Raw genomic sequence first — 16,945 nt, 5'->3', positions numbered from 1 at the left:
TTAAATTTTAACATAAATACAGCAACACAAATAATATAGTTTTAGAAGCATAGGAGGATTTCATAATGAAGAAATTTAATATAACAATAGTAGGTGGAGGTAGTACTTGGACACCAGGACTTCTACAAAGTTTATGCAAAATGAAGGATAGTTTTCCTCTAAAGAAACTAGTTATGTTTGATGTAAATGAAGAACGTCAAGCAACTATAGGTGAATTTGCAAGGATATTATTTAAAGAAAATTACCCAGAACTAGATTTTAGCTACACTACAAAGGTTGAAGAGGCTTATTTAGATGTAGATTTTGTGTTTATGCAAATGAGAACTGGTGGATATAAGATGCGTGAGCTAGATGAAAAAATTCCACTAAGTCTTGGGGTATTAGGACAAGAAACATGTGGTCCAGGGGGATTTGCATATGGTCTTAGGTCTATAAGAGATATGATAAAGACTATAAAGGATATACGTAAATATTCTCCAAATGCATGGATATTAAACTACACAAATCCAGCGGCTATAGTTGCAGAAGCTACTAATAGAGTGTTCCATGATGATAAGAGAATTCTAAACATATGCGATCAGCCTGTAAACTTATTAAGATCTTACGGAAGAATATTAGGAATGAATGATAGCCAGTTTGAACCAGTATACTTTGGGCTTAATCATTTTGGCTGGTTTACTAATCTTTATGATGGACAAGGAAATGATTTATTACCTAAATTAAGAGACACTATAAGAGAAAATGGCTTTAAACCAGTAGATGCAGAGCAAAGAGACAAGTCTTGGTTAGATACTTATGGAATGGTTAAAGATATGTTAGACGATTTCCCAGAGTACCTACCAAACACTTATTTACAATACTATTATTATCCAGACTATAAAGTATCACATTTAGATCCTAATTATACTCGTGCAAATGAGGTTATGAATGGAAGAGAAAAGAGAATATTTGAAGAGTGCAAGAGAGTAGCAGAAGTTGGGACTTCTGAGGGTTCAGTACTTGTGCACAATGATGCTCATAGTGAGTTTATAATAGAACTAGCAGAATCTATAGCATACAATAAACAACGCATATATATTGTAATTATTGAGAATAACGGAATAATATCTAATATTCAAGATGATGCAATGGTAGAAGTAGCAGCAGTTATGACTTCAAATGGACCACGTCCTCTAGCTGTAGGAAAAATAGGAACTTTCTACAAAGGTTTAATGGAATCTCAATTAGCTTATGAAAAACTTGCAGTAGATGCTTATTTTGAAGAATCTTATGACAAGGCTTTACAAGCATTAACTTTAAACAGAACTATAGTCTCTGCTAAAAAAGCAAGACAAGTATTAGATGCTTTAATAGAAGCTAATAAGGGATATTGGCCAGAACTTAAGTAATAGATAGTTTAGAATGTACAATGAAGGAGAAAATTCAGCTATGCTGGATTTTTTCCTTATTTAAAAAGGAGGATTTTAAAATGTTCAAGGCTATAAAAAATATATTTTCTAATAAAGAACCTCAAGCTAAGCCAAAGCTAATTTTAGCAGCACCACTAGAGGGTGAGCTGGTTTCTATAACAGAAGTTCCAGATCCAGTGTTTTCAGAGAAAATGATGGGGGATGGCTTTGCAATTAAACCTACTCTAGGCATAATAGTCTCTCCTATAGAAGGAACAGTAGGAAGTATATTTCCAACAAAACATGCTATTGGGCTTACATCAAAAGAAGGATATGAAATAATAATACATTTTGGATTAGAAACAGTTAGCTTAAATGGAGAAGGTTTTGAGGTTTTAGCTGAAGTGGGGCAGAAAGTTTCTATAGGTGATGAATTACTAAAAATAGATATAGAAAAAATTAAAGATAAGGTTCCATCAATTATCACTCCAGTAGTCATAGCTAATCTAAAAGAGGATGAAAAAATTGTAGTAGAAAAATACAAACAAGTTTCTCTTGCAGAGCGAGCTGTAGCTGTTATAATTAAAAAATAGTTTGTGATAAGGTGGGATTAAAATGAAAATAGCTATTGCACCAGATTCTTTTAAGGGAAGTTTATCAGCTACGGAAGTTGCAAATGCCATTGAAAAAGGAATAAAAAAAGTTGATAAAAGCATAGAAACAGTTAAGATTCCAATGGCAGATGGGGGAGAAGGAACTGTAGAGTCCTTGGTAGAAGCTACAGGAGGAAAATATATTAAAGTTAAGGTTAATGACCCTTTAATGAGAGAAATAGAGGCTGTTTATGGGATATTAGGTGATAATAAAACAGCAGCAATTGAAATGGCTCAGGCCTCAGGCCTACCATTACTAAAAAAAGAAGAAAGAAATCCTATGAAAACTACTACTTATGGCACAGGAGAGTTGATAAAACATGCAGTAAATAGTGGTTGTAAAAATATAATAATTGGAATAGGTGGAAGTGCTACAAATGATGGTGGAGCTGGTATGGCTATGGCATTAGGAGCAAAACTTCTAGATAAAGATGATAAAGATATACCTTTAGGAGCAGAAGGATTAATAAAACTTAAAACCATAGATTTATCTACCTTTGATGAGAAAATAAGAGAATGTAAATTTATAGCTGCTTGTGATGTTGATAACCCTCTTGTTGGGGAAAAGGGAGCTTCCCATATTTTTGGACCTCAAAAGGGGGCAGATGAAGATATGGTTAAAGTTCTAGATGAGTATTTAGAGCATTATGGAAATCTACTTGAGGAAAATCTTAATGTATCAGTACTTAACTACCCAGGGGCAGGAGCAGCAGGTGGACTTGGAGCTGCACTTTTAGCTTTTTTAAATGCAGAACTTAAAAGAGGAATAGATATAGTTATAGAGGCCTCAAAGTTAGAAGAAAGGATTAAAGATAGTGACCTGGTTATAACTGGAGAAGGAATGATAGATTATCAAACTCAATTTGGTAAAACTCCTTTTGGGGTAGCGGAGACGAGTAAAAAATACAGTAAATCAGTAATAGCTATAGCTGGAGGAATAGGTAAAGATGCATCAGACCTTTATTACAAAGGAATAGATAGTATTTTTTCAATAGTAGATAAACCTATGACTTTAGATGAAGCTATGGAAAATGCAGAAAATTTATTAGAAGATACAGCTGAGCGGATAATGAGAATAGTTAAGCTACACACATTATTGCTGTAGAAGCTTTTTCAGCTTCATAAAATTCATTTGATAGATATGAACTATACCTAAAGAATAAAAAAAGAGACATGTGATGCATGTCTTTTTTTGTTTGACAAAATAGGTTTGTCGGGATAAACTAGATATAAGAGGTTTATCATGACAAACCAAAAGGGGGATTAGAATGAAAGATTACAAACTTTTTGATGCAGAATTTAAGTTTATAAGTATAATATGGGAGATAGAGCCAGTTAATTCTACTGAATTATCAAAAGTATGTTTAGAAAAGCTTGGGTGGAAAAAATCTACAACCTTCAATATGATTCGTAAACTCTCTGAACGTGAGATACTTAAAAATGATAATGCGATTGTTACTAGTTTAATCAATAGGGAGCAGGTTCAAAAATATGAAAGTGATGCACTTTTAGATAAAGCTTTTAATGGTTCCATCCCTGAATTTATAACAACATTTTTAAAGGGAAAGAAATTATCAAACAAAGAAGCTGATGAAATCAAAAAAATGATAGAGGAGGCTATTGAGTGAAAAATCTATTTGAGTATTTATTAAATATGAGTATTACCGGCACTTATGTAGCTTTAGTTGTAATATTAGTTAGGGTTTTATTAAAAAAGTCACCTAAGATATTTAGCTATATTCTTTGGATTCCTGTATTCTTTAGACTTATAGTTCCTTTTTCAATTAATAGCATATTGAGCTTTATGCCGAAAATTAATACTCCAATATCATATCAAGTTGGCAATTCAAATAACCTATCATCAAATAGTAATATAACTGCATTAGTTGAGTCTAATATATTACCTAATCAGTCAAATAATGATTTAACCAACATGGATAATATAATGAAAACTTTAGCTGTGATTTGGATAGTTGGGTTTGTTATTTTTCTTTCAAAAAGTCTATTAGATTATATAAGACTTAAAAACAAGTTGAAATTTGCTACACTGATCAAAGAAAATATTTATGAAACAGATTCAATTGAGTCGCCTTTTGTGTTCGGGGCGTTAAAACCAAGGATTTATATGCCTGTAAATATAAAACAAAGTGAATTTGAGTATATGCTTAACCATGAAAAAGTTCATGTTAAAAGAAAAGACTATATTATAAAACTGTTTGCATTTTTTATTGTTATGCTCCATTGGTTTAATCCAGTTGTATGGATGTGTTATTATCTTATGGAAAAAGACATGGAAATGTCCTGCGATGAGAGTGTTATAAAAAACTATAGTGTTAAGGATAAAAAAACCTATTCTAATATATTACTTTCTTATTCAGTAAGAAAAAGTAGTTTAACTACACCTTTTGCTTTTGGAGAAAGTAGTGTAAAGGCTCGCATAAAGAATATATTAATAAATAGAAAAAGAACTTTCCTAGGAATCCTGATAACTTCCATTATAGTCATAGTGGTAATAATAGGATTAGTTACAAACTCCTATACTAGGAGTTTTATTAAAGAAGATGTAACTGAAACCTTGTATAAAAATAAAACACCATATGTAGGAGATAATTCGAAAGTAGTTAATATAGTATCTGGACTAGATTTTCCAGAAGGAGCTAAGGTGGGGACTGTACAACTTCAAACAGATGATCATCCTTATGGTATAAATGTAAGTTTAGTTGAATTCGGAGAAAATAAAACATATTTTCTAAATGAGGAACGTAGAGATAAACTTGAGAAAAATGCAATTTTTATGTTTGCCCTTATTGATAATTTAGATATTATAAAATATTATCTAGGAGATAGAATTCCTGAATATACAAGAGAGTGGGCTTCTGAAAAAGTGGGTGAAGATATCAGCAATTACGGAACTTCCATAGAGAAATTTAAGGATTTAAATAATAAATTAAAAAATATCTATGAATAAAAATATAAAGGTAGTAGCTAAGGTGATTTTGTAGCTACTACCTTCATATTTATGGTATTCTTTAATTATATTTAAATTAAAGTAGGGGTGAAAATTTATGCCATTATTAAAGTTTAAAGCTATAGAAGGTAGAAAACTAATTACAGTTAGTAAAAATCTAATAGATGAATTAGAGGATTTAATACAATGTCCAAGAAGTTATTTTTCTTTAGAGGTTGTAGAATCAAAATTTATAAAAGATGGAGCCTATGTTGAAGGAAGTCCAATAGTTGAAGTAGGCTGGTTTGACAGGGGTCAAGATGTTCAAGATAAAGCTGCAAAAATCATTACTAAAAACATAAATTCCATTGGATATAAAGAAGTGGACGTTATATTTACTGCTCTTGAAGAGAAAAAGTACTATGAAAATGGCGAACATTTTTAAGGGAGGGGAAGAAGATGAATAAGGAAGCTTTATTAATTATAGATGTACAACTGGCTATGTTTATGTGTGACGGGGGAGTATATAGAGGAGAGGAAACTTTAGCTAACATAAAAACCCTCTTAGAAAGAGCAAGAGAAAAAGAAACTCCAGTTATTTTTGTTCAACATACTGTAGACTATGATAGTCCATACAAAAGAGGGACAGAAACTTGGAATATACATCCTGAGATAACTCCTAGAGAAAATGAAGTTGTTGTTGCTAAAACTAAATGTGATTCATTTTTTAAAACTAATTTAGAAGAGGTTCTTAAAGAAAAAGGTATAGAGAAATTGACTATAGTTGGTATGCAGACTGAGTTCTGTGTAGATACAACAATAAGAGCAGCTTTTAGTAAAGAATATAAAAATACATTTGTGAGAGGTTGCCATACAACTTTTGATACAGAAGTATTAAAGGCAGAGGATATAATAAAACATCATGAGAGAACATGGGGATCCTTTGGGGAGTTAAAGAATTTAGAGGATATAATATTTTAAATATAAAAATAGCTGAGACTTAAGGTTTTAGCTATTTTTATTTTGGAAAAAATATTTTGTACAGATGTACAGATGTACAGTTGTACAAGTGTACAGAAGAAAAATTGTACAGCTGTACAAGTGTACAGAAGAAAAATTGTACAGCTGTACAATTGTACAAAAGTTTTAAAAAAGCTGTGGAAAAAAAGTTTAAGAATAGAAGTTCTCCACCTCATAAGAAAATTCCTATAAAAGTGGATTTTAAGTAAAGCTCTTAATACGAATATAATTGTAATGAAAATATAATTAATAGGAGTGAAGATAAATGAAGGTTGGAGTTTTAATGGGAGGCATATCATCAGAAAGAGAAGTGTCTTTAAAATCAGGAGAAGGAATAATAAAAAATTTAGATAAAAATAAATATGAGGTTTTTCCTATAATAATAAATTCAAAAAAAGAAGTAATAGAAAAAGTTCAAGGTTTGGATTTTGTGTTTTTAGCTTTGCATGGTGAGTTTGGAGAGGATGGAAGTATTCAAGCTTTATTAGAAAGCATAGGAATGAATTATTCTGGATGTGGAGTTTTAACTAGTGCACTTTGTATGGATAAAAAGCAAACTAAGAGAATATTAAAAAGCGAAGGAATAAGGGTAGCTAAAGATATAAAAATAAATTTAAAAAATAAAAACTCCAGCATAGAGGATTTAGAAGCTTTAGGTTATCCCATGGTGGTTAAGCCTAATGCTGGAGGATCTAGTATAGGGGTATCAATAGTTAGAAATAAAGAAGAACTACAAAAAAGTATACTGGAAGCATTAAAATATTCTACAGAAATATTAGTAGAGGAATATTTAGAAGGCGAAGAGTATACTATACCAGTATTAAATGGAGAGGTTTTCCCTATACTTTTAATAAAATCTGATACAGAGTTTTTTGATTATGTATCAAAATATGCAGATGATGGAGCAACAGAGGAATTAGTAACCTTGCCTAAAGAATTACAAACAGAGTTTGAAGAGATAGGAAAAAGATGCTGGGATATATTTAATTGTAAAGTATATGTAAGAATTGATATTATAGTAAGTAAGGGGCTCCCTTATGTACTCGAAATAAACACTTTACCAGGAATGACTAAAAACTCACTTTTTCCTAAAAGTGCAAAGGGAGCAAATATGGAGTATAGTGAATTATTAGATAAGATTATAGAATATTCACTAGTTTGAGAGGGGTAGTGTAGATGATATTTTCATCTCTAAAACTTAATAAAGATGAGCCTATATATATTCAAGTTGAAAATCATATAAAAGAAAGTATAGAAAAAGGAATGATTCAAAAAGGTAGCAAGCTTCCATCTACTAGAGAGGTAAGTAGTTTTTTAAATATAAGTAGAAATTCTGTAGTAGTTGCTTATGAAAATCTAGAGATAGATGGAATAATAAAAAGTTCAAGGGGCAAAGGAACTTTTGTAACTATAGAGGCTTCTAAACCTAAAAATGAATTTAATATTGATTGGGGAACTAGAATTAATAGTTACGGCACTATATGTGAAAGTATGGATATATTAAAAACTGAACTTCCTTGGGAAAAAAATATGATTTCCTTTAAAAGCATTGCACCGGAGGAAAATTTATTTGATATAGAAGAATTTAAAAGAGCCTTTTTAGATGTAATATCTTTAGAGGGGAATAAGATATTAAACTATGGATATGCAAAAGGGTATAAACCTTTATTAGAATATTTGATGGGGTATATGAAAAGTAAAGGAATCAATACTGAAGGAAAAGATATACTTGTAACTAATGGCTTTACAGAGGGTTTTGATATAATAATAAATACATTAACAGAGCCTGGAGATGTGATTATATGTGAAAATCCTACTCATAATACAGCAATAAAAATAATGAAAGCCCATGGGTTAGATATTATAGGAGTTCCTATGAATGAGGATGGAATTGATACTAAATCCTTAGAGAAGGCGCTAGAAAATACTTCACCTAAATTTGCATATATTATACCTTCTTATCACAATCCTACAGGGATAGTTATGAATGGAGAAAAGAGACAGGAAGTACTCAATATATTTCAAAAACACTCCATTCCAGTTATAGAAGATGGGTTTAATGAAGAGCTTTTATATACCAGTTCTCCAGTACCTTCTTTAGCCTCTTTTTGTACAGATGGAAACGGGGTTGTGTATGTAGGGAGCTTATCTAAAATACTTTTTCCAGGCTTAAGACTTGGATGGATATTTGGAGATAAAGACTTAATTGATACCTTAGAAAGCGTTAAAAGAGCTAGAACTATTCACAGTTCTTTTATTGACCAGGGAATACTCTATCATTATATGAAAAGTGGGGCTTTTGATAAATACGTAAAAAAGGTAAGAAAACATTATAAGGACAAATATGAATTTACTTTAAAACAGGTTAATAAATATATTTCTTATAAAAGCATAACTGGAGAAGGTGGACTTCATATATTCATAAAACTTAAAGGGATAAATGCAAGAGAAGTTCTTCAAAAATGTTATGAAAAAGGAGTGGTTTTTACTCCAGGAGATATCTTCTATACTGACGGAGGAGGAGAAGATACCTTTAGAATAGGATTTTCTAGAGTTAGTGAAGAGGATATAGAAAAAGGGATTAAGGTAATTGGGGAAGTTATTAATTCAATTAAAAACATATAGGTATTAGAATTAAGTCTCAAAATTAAGATTTTGGGACTTTTTTCATAATTCTTGCAAGAAATTAATAGGTCTTTTCGTTTATATATATGAGCAGCTCAAAATAAACCAAGGAGGTTTTTCTGTTATGAAAATAAGCAAGGATAATTTGCTTCCTCAATTAAGATCTAAAAATCCCAAAGCTTTGGATTTATTAGTAGATGTATATGGAAATCTTTTGTATAAGGTAATTTATAATGTTATTGGCAGTTATGGAGACACCGGAATAGTTGAAGAATGTTTAAATGATGTGCTTCTAAATATTTGGAATAATATAAACAAGTTTTCAGGAGAAGAGTCTAAGTTCCCCAAGTGGATTTGTGTTATTGCTAAATACAAGGCTATAGACTATCAACGTAAAATTTCAAAGGCTAAGAAAACTACAGATATAGATGATTGTGTGCTTATCTCAGATTTATCAGTTGAAGAAGAACTGATTAATGAAGAAAATAGTACAGAACTTCTTAAATATATTGATTTAATGGAACCCTTAGATAAAAAGATATTTATAACGAGATATTTTCTTGATGAATCTATAAATAATATAGCCAAATCCTTAAATCTAGCTAGAGGGAGTGTAGATTCAAGACTATCAAGAGGAAGGCGTTTCTTGAAACTAAAATTACAAGCTAATAGTAAGGAGGAATATAGTAATGGAAAACAACCTGTACGAGTACTTTAATGATATAGATATGGACATGGAAAGTATAAATTTATTAGATATAGAGCTGGACGAGTTGGCAAAAAAGAGAATAAAAAATAATCTCCATAAAAGTTTAAAAAATAGAAAAAGTAATTCTAAAAAGATTATAGTAGGAGCTGCTATGGTAGTGTTTTTAGCTGGAGTAGTTACTGTATATTCCCCTCAGATTTCCGCTTTTGCCGATAACATTCCTGTTCTAAATACTTTATTTCATGAGTTCGGATATGGTTACGGTGGGGATTTTGACAATTATACAGAGGTAATAAACAAGAGTATAGTAGATAAGGAGTATGAAGTTACAATTAATGAAGCTGTTATGGATGACTTTAGCTTTAAGCTTATATATACTATAAAGACACCTGAAAATATTGAAGATTTAATTAATAATAAAGCTACAGATAATCCCTTTCCATATACACCAGGTACAAGTATTACCTTAAATAACAAAGAATTTTTAGGGGGAGCTGGTGGTAGCCATAGAATTATAGATGAGCATACAGTCCAAGTCATAAATGATTTTGGCATTAAAGACACCAAGATTCCAGAGAACTTTACCATAGATATAAAATTTAATGAAATCAATAATATAGCAGGAAACTGGGATTTTTCTTTTAATATGAGTAAAGAAAAAATAAATAAAGATATTAAGAGCTATGATATAGATAAAAAACTTAAAATTAAAGATGTAGACAATAAAAATATGACTTTAACTTTTGAAAAAATAAGTATTTCTCCCATTTCTACAGCTATGCTTCTTAAAGGAGATGGGGCGTTTGATTATACTAAACTCAAATTTAAAACTGAAGACGGAATAGAATTAAAACCTAGAGCGTACAGTTATGAAGGCAGTGAAATTTTAATATATAGTGCAAAAGCTTTATATAAATTTGAGCCAACCACTACTATTCCTAATAAATTTATTCTAGAATACACAGATAATGATGAAAATATAAGCTCTATGGAAGTAGAGCTAAATTAAAAGAGGGTTTGTACATTTAATGTACAGACTCTTTGTGCTAAAAATTAACATTATGCTATAATTAAATTATTAATTAGTTGTAGCAGGAGGGATAGTTATGAAACCAAAGGTTTTTATTGCAAGAAAGGTTCCAGATGAAATATTAGAGTATATAGGTAAGTACTGTGACTATGAAAAATGGGACTCAGATGAAAAAAGAACAAGAGAAGAACTATATAAAAAGCTTTCAGATAAAGATGGGTTAATAACTACTGGAACTCGTATAGATGAAGAGTTATTAAGTCACGCACCAAATCTAAAGATAGTTAGCAATATATCTGTTGGATATAATAATTTTGATTTAGATGCTATGAAAGCTAGAAATGTGATAGGGACTCACACTCCTAATGTTTTAGATGACACTGTGGCAGATTTAATATTTGGACTTATTTTATCTGCTTCAAGAAGAATACCTGAGTTAGATAGGTATGTTAAAGATGGAAAGTGGAAAAGAGGAGATGATTTAAATCTGTTTGGTTTAAATGTACATCATAAAACTCTAGGAATAATAGGTATGGGAAGAATAGGTGAAGCTGTAGCCAAAAGAGCTAAATTAGGCTTTGATATGGATGTTATTTATCATAATAGAAGCAGAAAACCAGAGGTTGAAGAAAAACTAGGTGCTAAATATAGTGATATGGAAGAGCTTTTAAAGGTTTCAGATTTTATAGTTTTAATGACTCCACTAACAAAGGAAACAGAAGGATTAATAGGATATAAAGAATTTGATTTAATGAAAAAGACAGCTATATTTATTAATGCATCTAGAGGTCAAACTGTAAATGAAAAAGCATTAATCGATGCTTTAGAGAATAAAAAGATATATGCAGCAGGTCTTGATGTTTTTGAAAAGGAACCTGTAGAAAAGGATAATCCTCTACTTAAACTAGACAATGTAGTAACACTTCCTCATATAGGCTCATCTAATGATCAAACACGTTTTGAAATGGCTAAGGTGGGAGCTGAGAATCTTATAAAAGGTGTGTGTGGAGAAGTTCCTCCAAATATTGTTCCAGAACTTAAAAATATATAAAAAAAGCTGTGCATAGAATTTTCTAGTGCACAGCTTTTAATATTCTAGAAATTAACATTAGGAACTTCAGTAGCTCCTTCTGCAGCTTTAAAGTATTCTTTATCTGGGTATCTTCCACCAAAGAACATATTCACAAAAAATCTCTTTTTATAACTATTGAAAACTTGAACTGAATCATTATAATCTTTTCTAGCAACCGCAATTCTGTTTTCAGTTCCAGCTAATTCATCTTGAAGTTTCAAGTAATTTTCATTAGCTTTAAGTACTGGATAGTTTTCAACTATAACATTAAGGCTTCTAAGAGCTGAAGTTAATTCAGCATCTCCTTCTGCTTTTTCTTGAACGCTAGATGCTCCTGAGATTTTAGCTCTTGCAGCAGCTAAATCTCCAAATACCTTTTCTTCGTGTTTAGTATATCCCTTTACTGTTTCAACAAGGTTAGGTATCAAATCATTTCTTCTTTGAAGTTGATTGTCTATTTGACTTAATTTAGAAGAAACATTTTGATCTTTAGAAACTAGGCTATTGTAAGTTCCAATATAACCTCCAACTGCTATTATAATAACTATAACAAATCCTATTATAGTAAAAAGTAATCCTTTTTTCATTGATGCAAACCTCCTTAAATATTTAATTACCAGCCTCCAGAAGAGCCACCGCCGCCTGAAGAACCACCACCAAAGCCGCCGCCACCAGATGAACCGCCGCCAAAGCCACCATCAGAGCCACCTCCGAAGCCGCCGCCATAAAAACCACCACCAAAGAATCCACCATGGTTGTAAGGTCTTCTACGTCTTCTTCCTCCTCTGCCTCCAGGACCTCCTCTTCCAATGAAGGAAATACCTATCAATAAAAGAAATATTATTAATCCTACATTAAAGAAGGATGAATCATCTCCTGAATTTGAAGAAGAAAGTTTAGGTGTATCTTGGGTATAACTGCTAACATCGACATTATATTCTTGTCCAATATCTCCAATAATTCTATTATATAGAGTTGTTATACCTTCATCATATTTTTCAGATTTAAAATTAGTAGTAAGTTCCCTTAGATATGTACCTGCTTTTCCATCAGGAATAGCTCCTTCTAATCCATATCCAACCTCTATTCTAAATTGTCTATCATCTTTAGATATAAGAACTAAAACTCCATTATTTTTTTCTTTATCTCCTATACCCCATGATCTGAAAAGGTTATTAGCATAATTTTCAATAGAATCACCATCTAGTGAATTTATTGTAACTACTGCGACTTCGGCAGTGGTTTTGCTTTTAACATCTTCCGATGCATTTAAAATGTAGTTTTTAGTGCCACTAGAAAACATTCCTGCATAATCTTGAAAATATATTTCAGAAGTAGGTTTCTTAGGAAGTTCAGCGGCTTTACTAGGGTATCCTATTGATAACAAACTTAATATTATTAAAAACGATGATAATAGAAATCTCTTAATATATATTCGCATAATACCCTCCCTTTTACTTAATTATACCATATTTGGACAATTAGATATTGAAAATAATCTTAATATGATAATATTAGTGTATGTAGAAAGATTAAAATTATAATATTTAAGGAAGGATAAAATGATTAATTATATTAAATGTACAGATATAGATAAACAAACAATTTATAAGACATTTATAAAGGGATTTAGTGATTATATAATCAAGTTTGAAATAAAAGAAGATGATTTTTTTCATAAATTTTTTGAAGTTGAGGGAAACTCTTTAGATAATTCTTATATTGCCATTAAAGATGGAATAGGGGTTGGAATAATTTTAGGTGGAATAAAATCTTATGAAGGAATTAAGACATTAAGATGTGGAGCATTAGCCGTAGATAATAGCTATAGAGGGCAAGGGATAAGTGAAGAGTTATTCAAACTACATTTAGAAGATGGTAGAAAAAATGGATGTAGACAACTATTTCTAGAAGTTATAAAAGGAAATGATAGAGCTATTAACTTTTATAAAAAGCAAGGATATGAAAGCATATACAATATCTCATATTTTTCTTTAGAAAATTCCCAGGAAATAAAAAACTATTTATTAAAAGATATACACATTAAAATAATAGCTATAGAAGAATACGAAAAATATTTTTCTAATAAAGAGAACCTGCACATTCCTTGGCAAAATGATATTGACTATATAAAAGCTTCTAAGGATTATTCTTATTATGGAGCCTATGATGAAAAGCAGATAATAGGATGTATTTCAATAAATGACAAAGGTAGAATAGGGAATCTGCATGTAAATAAAGCATATAGATTAAAAGGCATTGCAAGCAATCTTCTTACTGAAGCAACAAAAAACTTGAATTTAGATAATATCAATATAGGTTTTACTAATAATTCTTCTCTTGAGAGATTTTTGAGAAAGCTAAAATTTAACAAACAAAATATAGAACAGTATGAAATGTATAAATTATTGTAAAGACAGTCATAAAATTATGGCTGTTTTTTCTCCATGAAATATAATTATTAAATGATAACTATTGACAAGTGATAAATATTATTGATAAGATATAGTAAATTTATTTATTATATTACTTTGATAATCAAAGTAATTATTGAAAGGTGTGAAAAATATGAAGGATCTTCATAATATGAGTTGGTATGCTAAGCAAATACATCCTAAATTGGATAAAGATATTTTTAAACCTGCCCCAACAAGACTTATCGGGGGACTTATATATCTTATAGTTGTGGCCATAGGAATGTCAGTGGTAGTTCTATTTGATATAAATACAATTGGGAAGTTAGCTATAGCTTTAATATTAGGCTTTAGTTTTGGTTCTATGGGCTTTTTAGGTCATGAAATATTACATGGAACTGTTGTTAGAAATAAGTGGCTTAGAAATTTTTTAGGAGGAATAGCATTTTTACCTTTAAGTGTTGGACCAAGACTTTGGGTTAAGTGGCATAATCTTAATCATCACGCTCATACTCAAGATGATGAAAAAGATCCTGATGCATGGATGAGTTTAGAGAGTTTTAATAAAAGAGGTTTTATAAAATTAGTATATAAACTTCCACTATGGTTTAGATCGTTATTTAGCTTTACTGCATTAAGCATCTCTTTTACTCTGCATTCCGTTAGAATGTTTTTTGTGTATTTTAAAGAGCTAGTTGAAGAAAAGTCAATAAGCACTTGGTTTCAGTTTATTTTCCCTTGGACTTTTTGGTTTGGATTATTAGCTATTGTAGGTTTTGAAAAATGGGTATATATATATCTAATACCTGTACTTATTGGTAATCTTATAGTTATGGGATATATATCAACAAACCATAGATTAAATCCATTAGTACCTGTAAATGATCCATTAGCAAATAGCCTTACAGTTACAGTACCTAAATGGTTAGATGTATTGCATTTTAATTTCTCTTATCACACAGAACATCATTTGTTTCCAGGAATAAATCCCAAACATTATCCTATTATTAAAGCGCACATATTAGAGCTTTGGCCGGATAAGTATCATGAGATGCCTTTATTTGCAGCGCTAAAGGCTTTGTGGAAGACTCCAAGGATTTATTATAAGGATGAAGAACTAGTTGATCCACATAAAAAAACATTATACAAATCCCTAGCCAATGGGTTAAAGAGTAATAATATTAAACCCTATAAGCTAGCAAAGGATAATTAAAATAAACTTTTTAAGTATTTAAATGAAAAACCACTTAATGAAAGAAGAAGCTGAGAAGGAAAATAGAATAGCCATATTAAAAAAGCTATATAAAAATTATAGCCCCTCAGAATATTCATTAGGCCTACATTCAAATCACACATAAAAAATAAAAACATACCTAGAGCTATAATTATTGAGTTCTCTTTAGGATAGGATTTCTTTTTTAGTGTGCTTAAGGCAATTAATAAGCTGGTTATTAAGATAACCCCATAGGTTATACCTAAGAAATATAAACCCCAATCTATATAGGTGGGTTTAAGTGGAAACAAAGAAATAAGAAGTACTAGATATACAAATAAAACTAGAAAAATTATTTTTTTAGAGGGTTTATAAATACTTAGATGCCTTTTTATATAGGTAAGCTGAACTAGTATAAAAAAGATTAGACCTGGACTTAGTATATTTAAGATAACTAAGAACAAGTCAGCTAAAGTAGTGAAAAATAAAGCTATGTGCAAAAATTTAGTATCTTTTTCGTTAAAACCATCTTTATCTATTAGTAAAGATATAACAAAGCATAGTAGTATTGTTGAATATTTTAAGAATTGGGAGTATATGGTTCCTGTATCTTTATTGGTTATATCTATAATTAGAAAAGCAAAATAAAGAGTTATATTTAATAAGATTAATGACTTAATTATTGAACTTTTGCTCATATCAAAACTCCTATGTGAAATAAAAAATAGCTAAGAACAGATTTAATCTATTCTCAGCTATTTTTTTCTTTAATCTATGTTTCTATTCATACGAATTATAGAACAATTTCATAAAGCATCTTTAAGGCCACTCCTAAAGACATAGTTACAAATAATGGTTTTATTAGTTTAACACCCTTATCCAAAGCCATTCTTGTTCCTACTTGGGCTCCTAATATCATAAATATAGCTACAGGAATTCCAAGTTTGTAGTCTATCTGTCCTTTTATTGCAAACATAACTAATGATGTTATATTGCTAGTAAAATTTAAGATTTTAGAGTTGGCACTTGCTCTTACAAAATTAAAAGAAAATACTTTAACAAGTCCAAATATTAAAAATGATCCAACTCCTGCACCAAAAAAGCCATCATAAAAGCCTAATGAAAATGCTAATATTATTCCTAAAAAGATAGATTTGTTAGTAAGACCTTGAAACTTGTCCTCCATCCCAGCAGTTTTAGAAAATAGACTATAAATACCTACAGATAACAATAATATAAGTACAATGACATTAAGATATTTTGTATCAATAATTAAAACTGTATTAACTCCTAATATAGCGCCTATAAAGGTAAAAGGTACTAAAATTCTTAAAAGTTTAAAGTCTAGGATTTTAGATCTTGCAAATTTAAGAGAGCTAGTAAAGGAACCACAAGATGCTGAAAATTTATTAGTTCCTAAGGCTAAATATGTAGGCATTCCTGTAAGCATATATGCAGGAAGACTTATAAGTCCACCACCTCCAGCTATAGAATCTACTAAAGTGGCGAAAAAACCTGCTATACATAAAAATATTAAAGTGCTGCTCATTATACTCCTCCTATGCTGCGATTTATATATCAATATTACTATGATAGCACAGAAATTTATTTAAATATTGATTTTTACTTATATTTACACTATAATTAAACCAAATATATTATTTAAGGAGGGTAGAAAATGAATAATTGCTTTATTGATAGAATGTCAAAAGTTAGAGCAACTTCCACTAGAATTTCAGCAAATTCTATAGTTTACGGGATAGGTGCGTCTAAAATTAGATATTCAATGCAAGAAGCGAGTAATTCATAGTTTACCAGATATATTTTTTATTTAGAGATAGTATCCAGGTAGGGTGTGGCCTTGCCTGGTTTTT

Annotated in this window: 19 protein-coding genes; 15 read left to right on the top strand and 4 right to left on the bottom strand. The window is 30.4% G+C overall.

Annotated elements, in window-relative coordinates:
* Positions 1 to 65 precede the first annotated feature (65 nt).
* The 12 genes from BUA92_RS15700 (at position 66) to BUA92_RS15645 (ending at position 11,423) form a co-directional block, all read left to right on the top strand.
* Positions 66 to 1,388 carry a 6-phospho-alpha-glucosidase gene (locus tag BUA92_RS15700; RefSeq protein ID WP_073021115.1) on the top strand — a complete coding sequence of 441 codons (1,323 nt, stop codon included), beginning with the start codon at positions 66 to 68 and terminating at the stop codon, positions 1,386 to 1,388.
* 80 nt (positions 1,389 to 1,468) lie between these two features.
* Entirely contained in the window at positions 1,469 to 1,981 is a 513-nt protein-coding gene (locus BUA92_RS15695) for a PTS sugar transporter subunit IIA (RefSeq protein ID WP_073021112.1), read from the top strand.
* A 22-nt stretch (positions 1,982 to 2,003) separates the two neighbouring features.
* Positions 2,004 to 3,146 carry a glycerate kinase family protein gene (locus BUA92_RS15690; protein ID WP_073021109.1) on the top strand — a complete coding sequence of 381 codons (1,143 nt, stop codon included), beginning with the start codon at positions 2,004 to 2,006 and terminating at the stop codon, positions 3,144 to 3,146.
* 163 nt (positions 3,147 to 3,309) lie between these two features.
* Positions 3,310 to 3,669 carry a BlaI/MecI/CopY family transcriptional regulator gene (locus BUA92_RS15685; protein ID WP_073021105.1) on the top strand — a complete coding sequence of 120 codons (360 nt, stop codon included), beginning with the start codon at positions 3,310 to 3,312 and terminating at the stop codon, positions 3,667 to 3,669.
* Entirely contained in the window at positions 3,666 to 5,009 is a 1,344-nt protein-coding gene (locus BUA92_RS15680) for a M56 family metallopeptidase (RefSeq protein WP_083553552.1), read from the top strand. The genes BUA92_RS15685 and BUA92_RS15680 overlap by 4 nt, the downstream gene beginning before the upstream one ends.
* Before the next feature lie 97 nt (positions 5,010 to 5,106).
* On the top strand, positions 5,107 to 5,433 hold the full coding sequence (locus tag BUA92_RS15675; RefSeq protein ID WP_073021101.1) for a DUF1904 family protein: 327 nt from the start codon (positions 5,107 to 5,109) through the stop codon (positions 5,431 to 5,433).
* A 14-nt stretch (positions 5,434 to 5,447) separates the two neighbouring features.
* A complete protein-coding gene (locus BUA92_RS15670; protein WP_073021098.1) occupies positions 5,448 to 5,969 on the top strand; it encodes a cysteine hydrolase family protein in 522 nt (173 codons plus the stop codon).
* Positions 5,970 to 6,273: 304 nt separating this feature from the next.
* The gene (locus BUA92_RS15665) at positions 6,274 to 7,170 is read left to right on the top strand and encodes a D-alanine--D-alanine ligase (RefSeq protein ID WP_073021095.1); all 897 of its coding nucleotides are present in this window, start codon (positions 6,274 to 6,276) and stop codon (positions 7,168 to 7,170) included.
* 14 nt (positions 7,171 to 7,184) lie between these two features.
* Entirely contained in the window at positions 7,185 to 8,633 is a 1,449-nt protein-coding gene (gene pdxR / locus BUA92_RS15660; RefSeq protein WP_073021092.1) for a MocR-like pyridoxine biosynthesis transcription factor PdxR, read from the top strand.
* Positions 8,634 to 8,757: 124 nt separating this feature from the next.
* On the top strand, positions 8,758 to 9,351 hold the full coding sequence (locus BUA92_RS15655) for a sigma-70 family RNA polymerase sigma factor (RefSeq protein WP_073021088.1): 594 nt from the start codon (positions 8,758 to 8,760) through the stop codon (positions 9,349 to 9,351).
* Entirely contained in the window at positions 9,323 to 10,351 is a 1,029-nt protein-coding gene (locus BUA92_RS15650; RefSeq protein ID WP_073021085.1) for a DUF4179 domain-containing protein, read from the top strand. The genes BUA92_RS15655 and BUA92_RS15650 overlap by 29 nt, the downstream gene beginning before the upstream one ends.
* A 97-nt stretch (positions 10,352 to 10,448) precedes the next feature.
* Positions 10,449 to 11,423, top strand: coding sequence for a 2-hydroxyacid dehydrogenase (locus tag BUA92_RS15645; RefSeq protein WP_073021082.1), 975 nt, complete (start codon positions 10,449 to 10,451; stop codon positions 11,421 to 11,423).
* A 44-nt stretch (positions 11,424 to 11,467) separates the two neighbouring features.
* Here the strand turns inward: BUA92_RS15645 and BUA92_RS15640 are convergent, their stop codons facing one another.
* Together BUA92_RS15640 and BUA92_RS15635 are read right to left on the bottom strand one after the other, a co-directional pair.
* Positions 11,468 to 12,031, bottom strand: coding sequence for a LemA family protein (locus BUA92_RS15640; RefSeq protein WP_073021077.1), 564 nt, complete (start codon positions 12,029 to 12,031; stop codon positions 11,468 to 11,470).
* A gap of 26 nt (positions 12,032 to 12,057) precedes the next feature.
* Positions 12,058 to 12,885, bottom strand: coding sequence for a TPM domain-containing protein (locus tag BUA92_RS15635; protein ID WP_073021074.1), 828 nt, complete (start codon positions 12,883 to 12,885; stop codon positions 12,058 to 12,060).
* Between the two features lie 121 nt (positions 12,886 to 13,006).
* Here BUA92_RS15635 and BUA92_RS15630 point away from each other — a divergent pair, with 121 nt between their 5' ends.
* The gene (locus BUA92_RS15630; RefSeq protein ID WP_073021070.1) at positions 13,007 to 13,858 is read left to right on the top strand and encodes a GNAT family N-acetyltransferase; all 852 of its coding nucleotides are present in this window, start codon (positions 13,007 to 13,009) and stop codon (positions 13,856 to 13,858) included.
* A 154-nt stretch (positions 13,859 to 14,012) separates the two neighbouring features.
* Positions 14,013 to 15,071, top strand: a complete 1,059-nt coding sequence (gene desB / locus BUA92_RS15625; RefSeq protein WP_073021067.1) for a Delta(10) desaturase DesB — start codon at positions 14,013 to 14,015, stop codon at positions 15,069 to 15,071.
* Here desB and BUA92_RS15620 read toward each other — a convergent pair.
* Both BUA92_RS15620 and BUA92_RS15615 read right to left on the bottom strand, forming a co-directional pair.
* Entirely contained in the window at positions 15,068 to 15,769 is a 702-nt protein-coding gene (locus tag BUA92_RS15620) for a lysoplasmalogenase family protein (protein WP_073021064.1), read from the bottom strand. The genes desB and BUA92_RS15620 overlap by 4 nt on opposite strands.
* Before the next feature lie 95 nt (positions 15,770 to 15,864).
* A complete protein-coding gene (locus BUA92_RS15615) occupies positions 15,865 to 16,620 on the bottom strand; it encodes a TSUP family transporter (protein WP_073021061.1) in 756 nt (251 codons plus the stop codon).
* A 129-nt stretch (positions 16,621 to 16,749) separates the two neighbouring features.
* Here BUA92_RS15615 and BUA92_RS23760 point away from each other — a divergent pair, with 129 nt between their 5' ends.
* A complete protein-coding gene (locus tag BUA92_RS23760) occupies positions 16,750 to 16,881 on the top strand; it encodes a hypothetical protein (protein ID WP_275299576.1) in 132 nt (43 codons plus the stop codon).
* Positions 16,882 to 16,945: the final 64 nt, after the last annotated feature.

This window comes from Clostridium intestinale DSM 6191 (assembly GCF_900130055.1).
In the GTDB taxonomy this organism is placed as follows: Bacteria; Bacillota; Clostridia; order Clostridiales; family Clostridiaceae; genus Clostridium_T; species Clostridium_T intestinale.
Note: the sequence above shows the minus strand (reverse complement) of the source record. Positions and strands in the feature narration are given on the sequence as shown.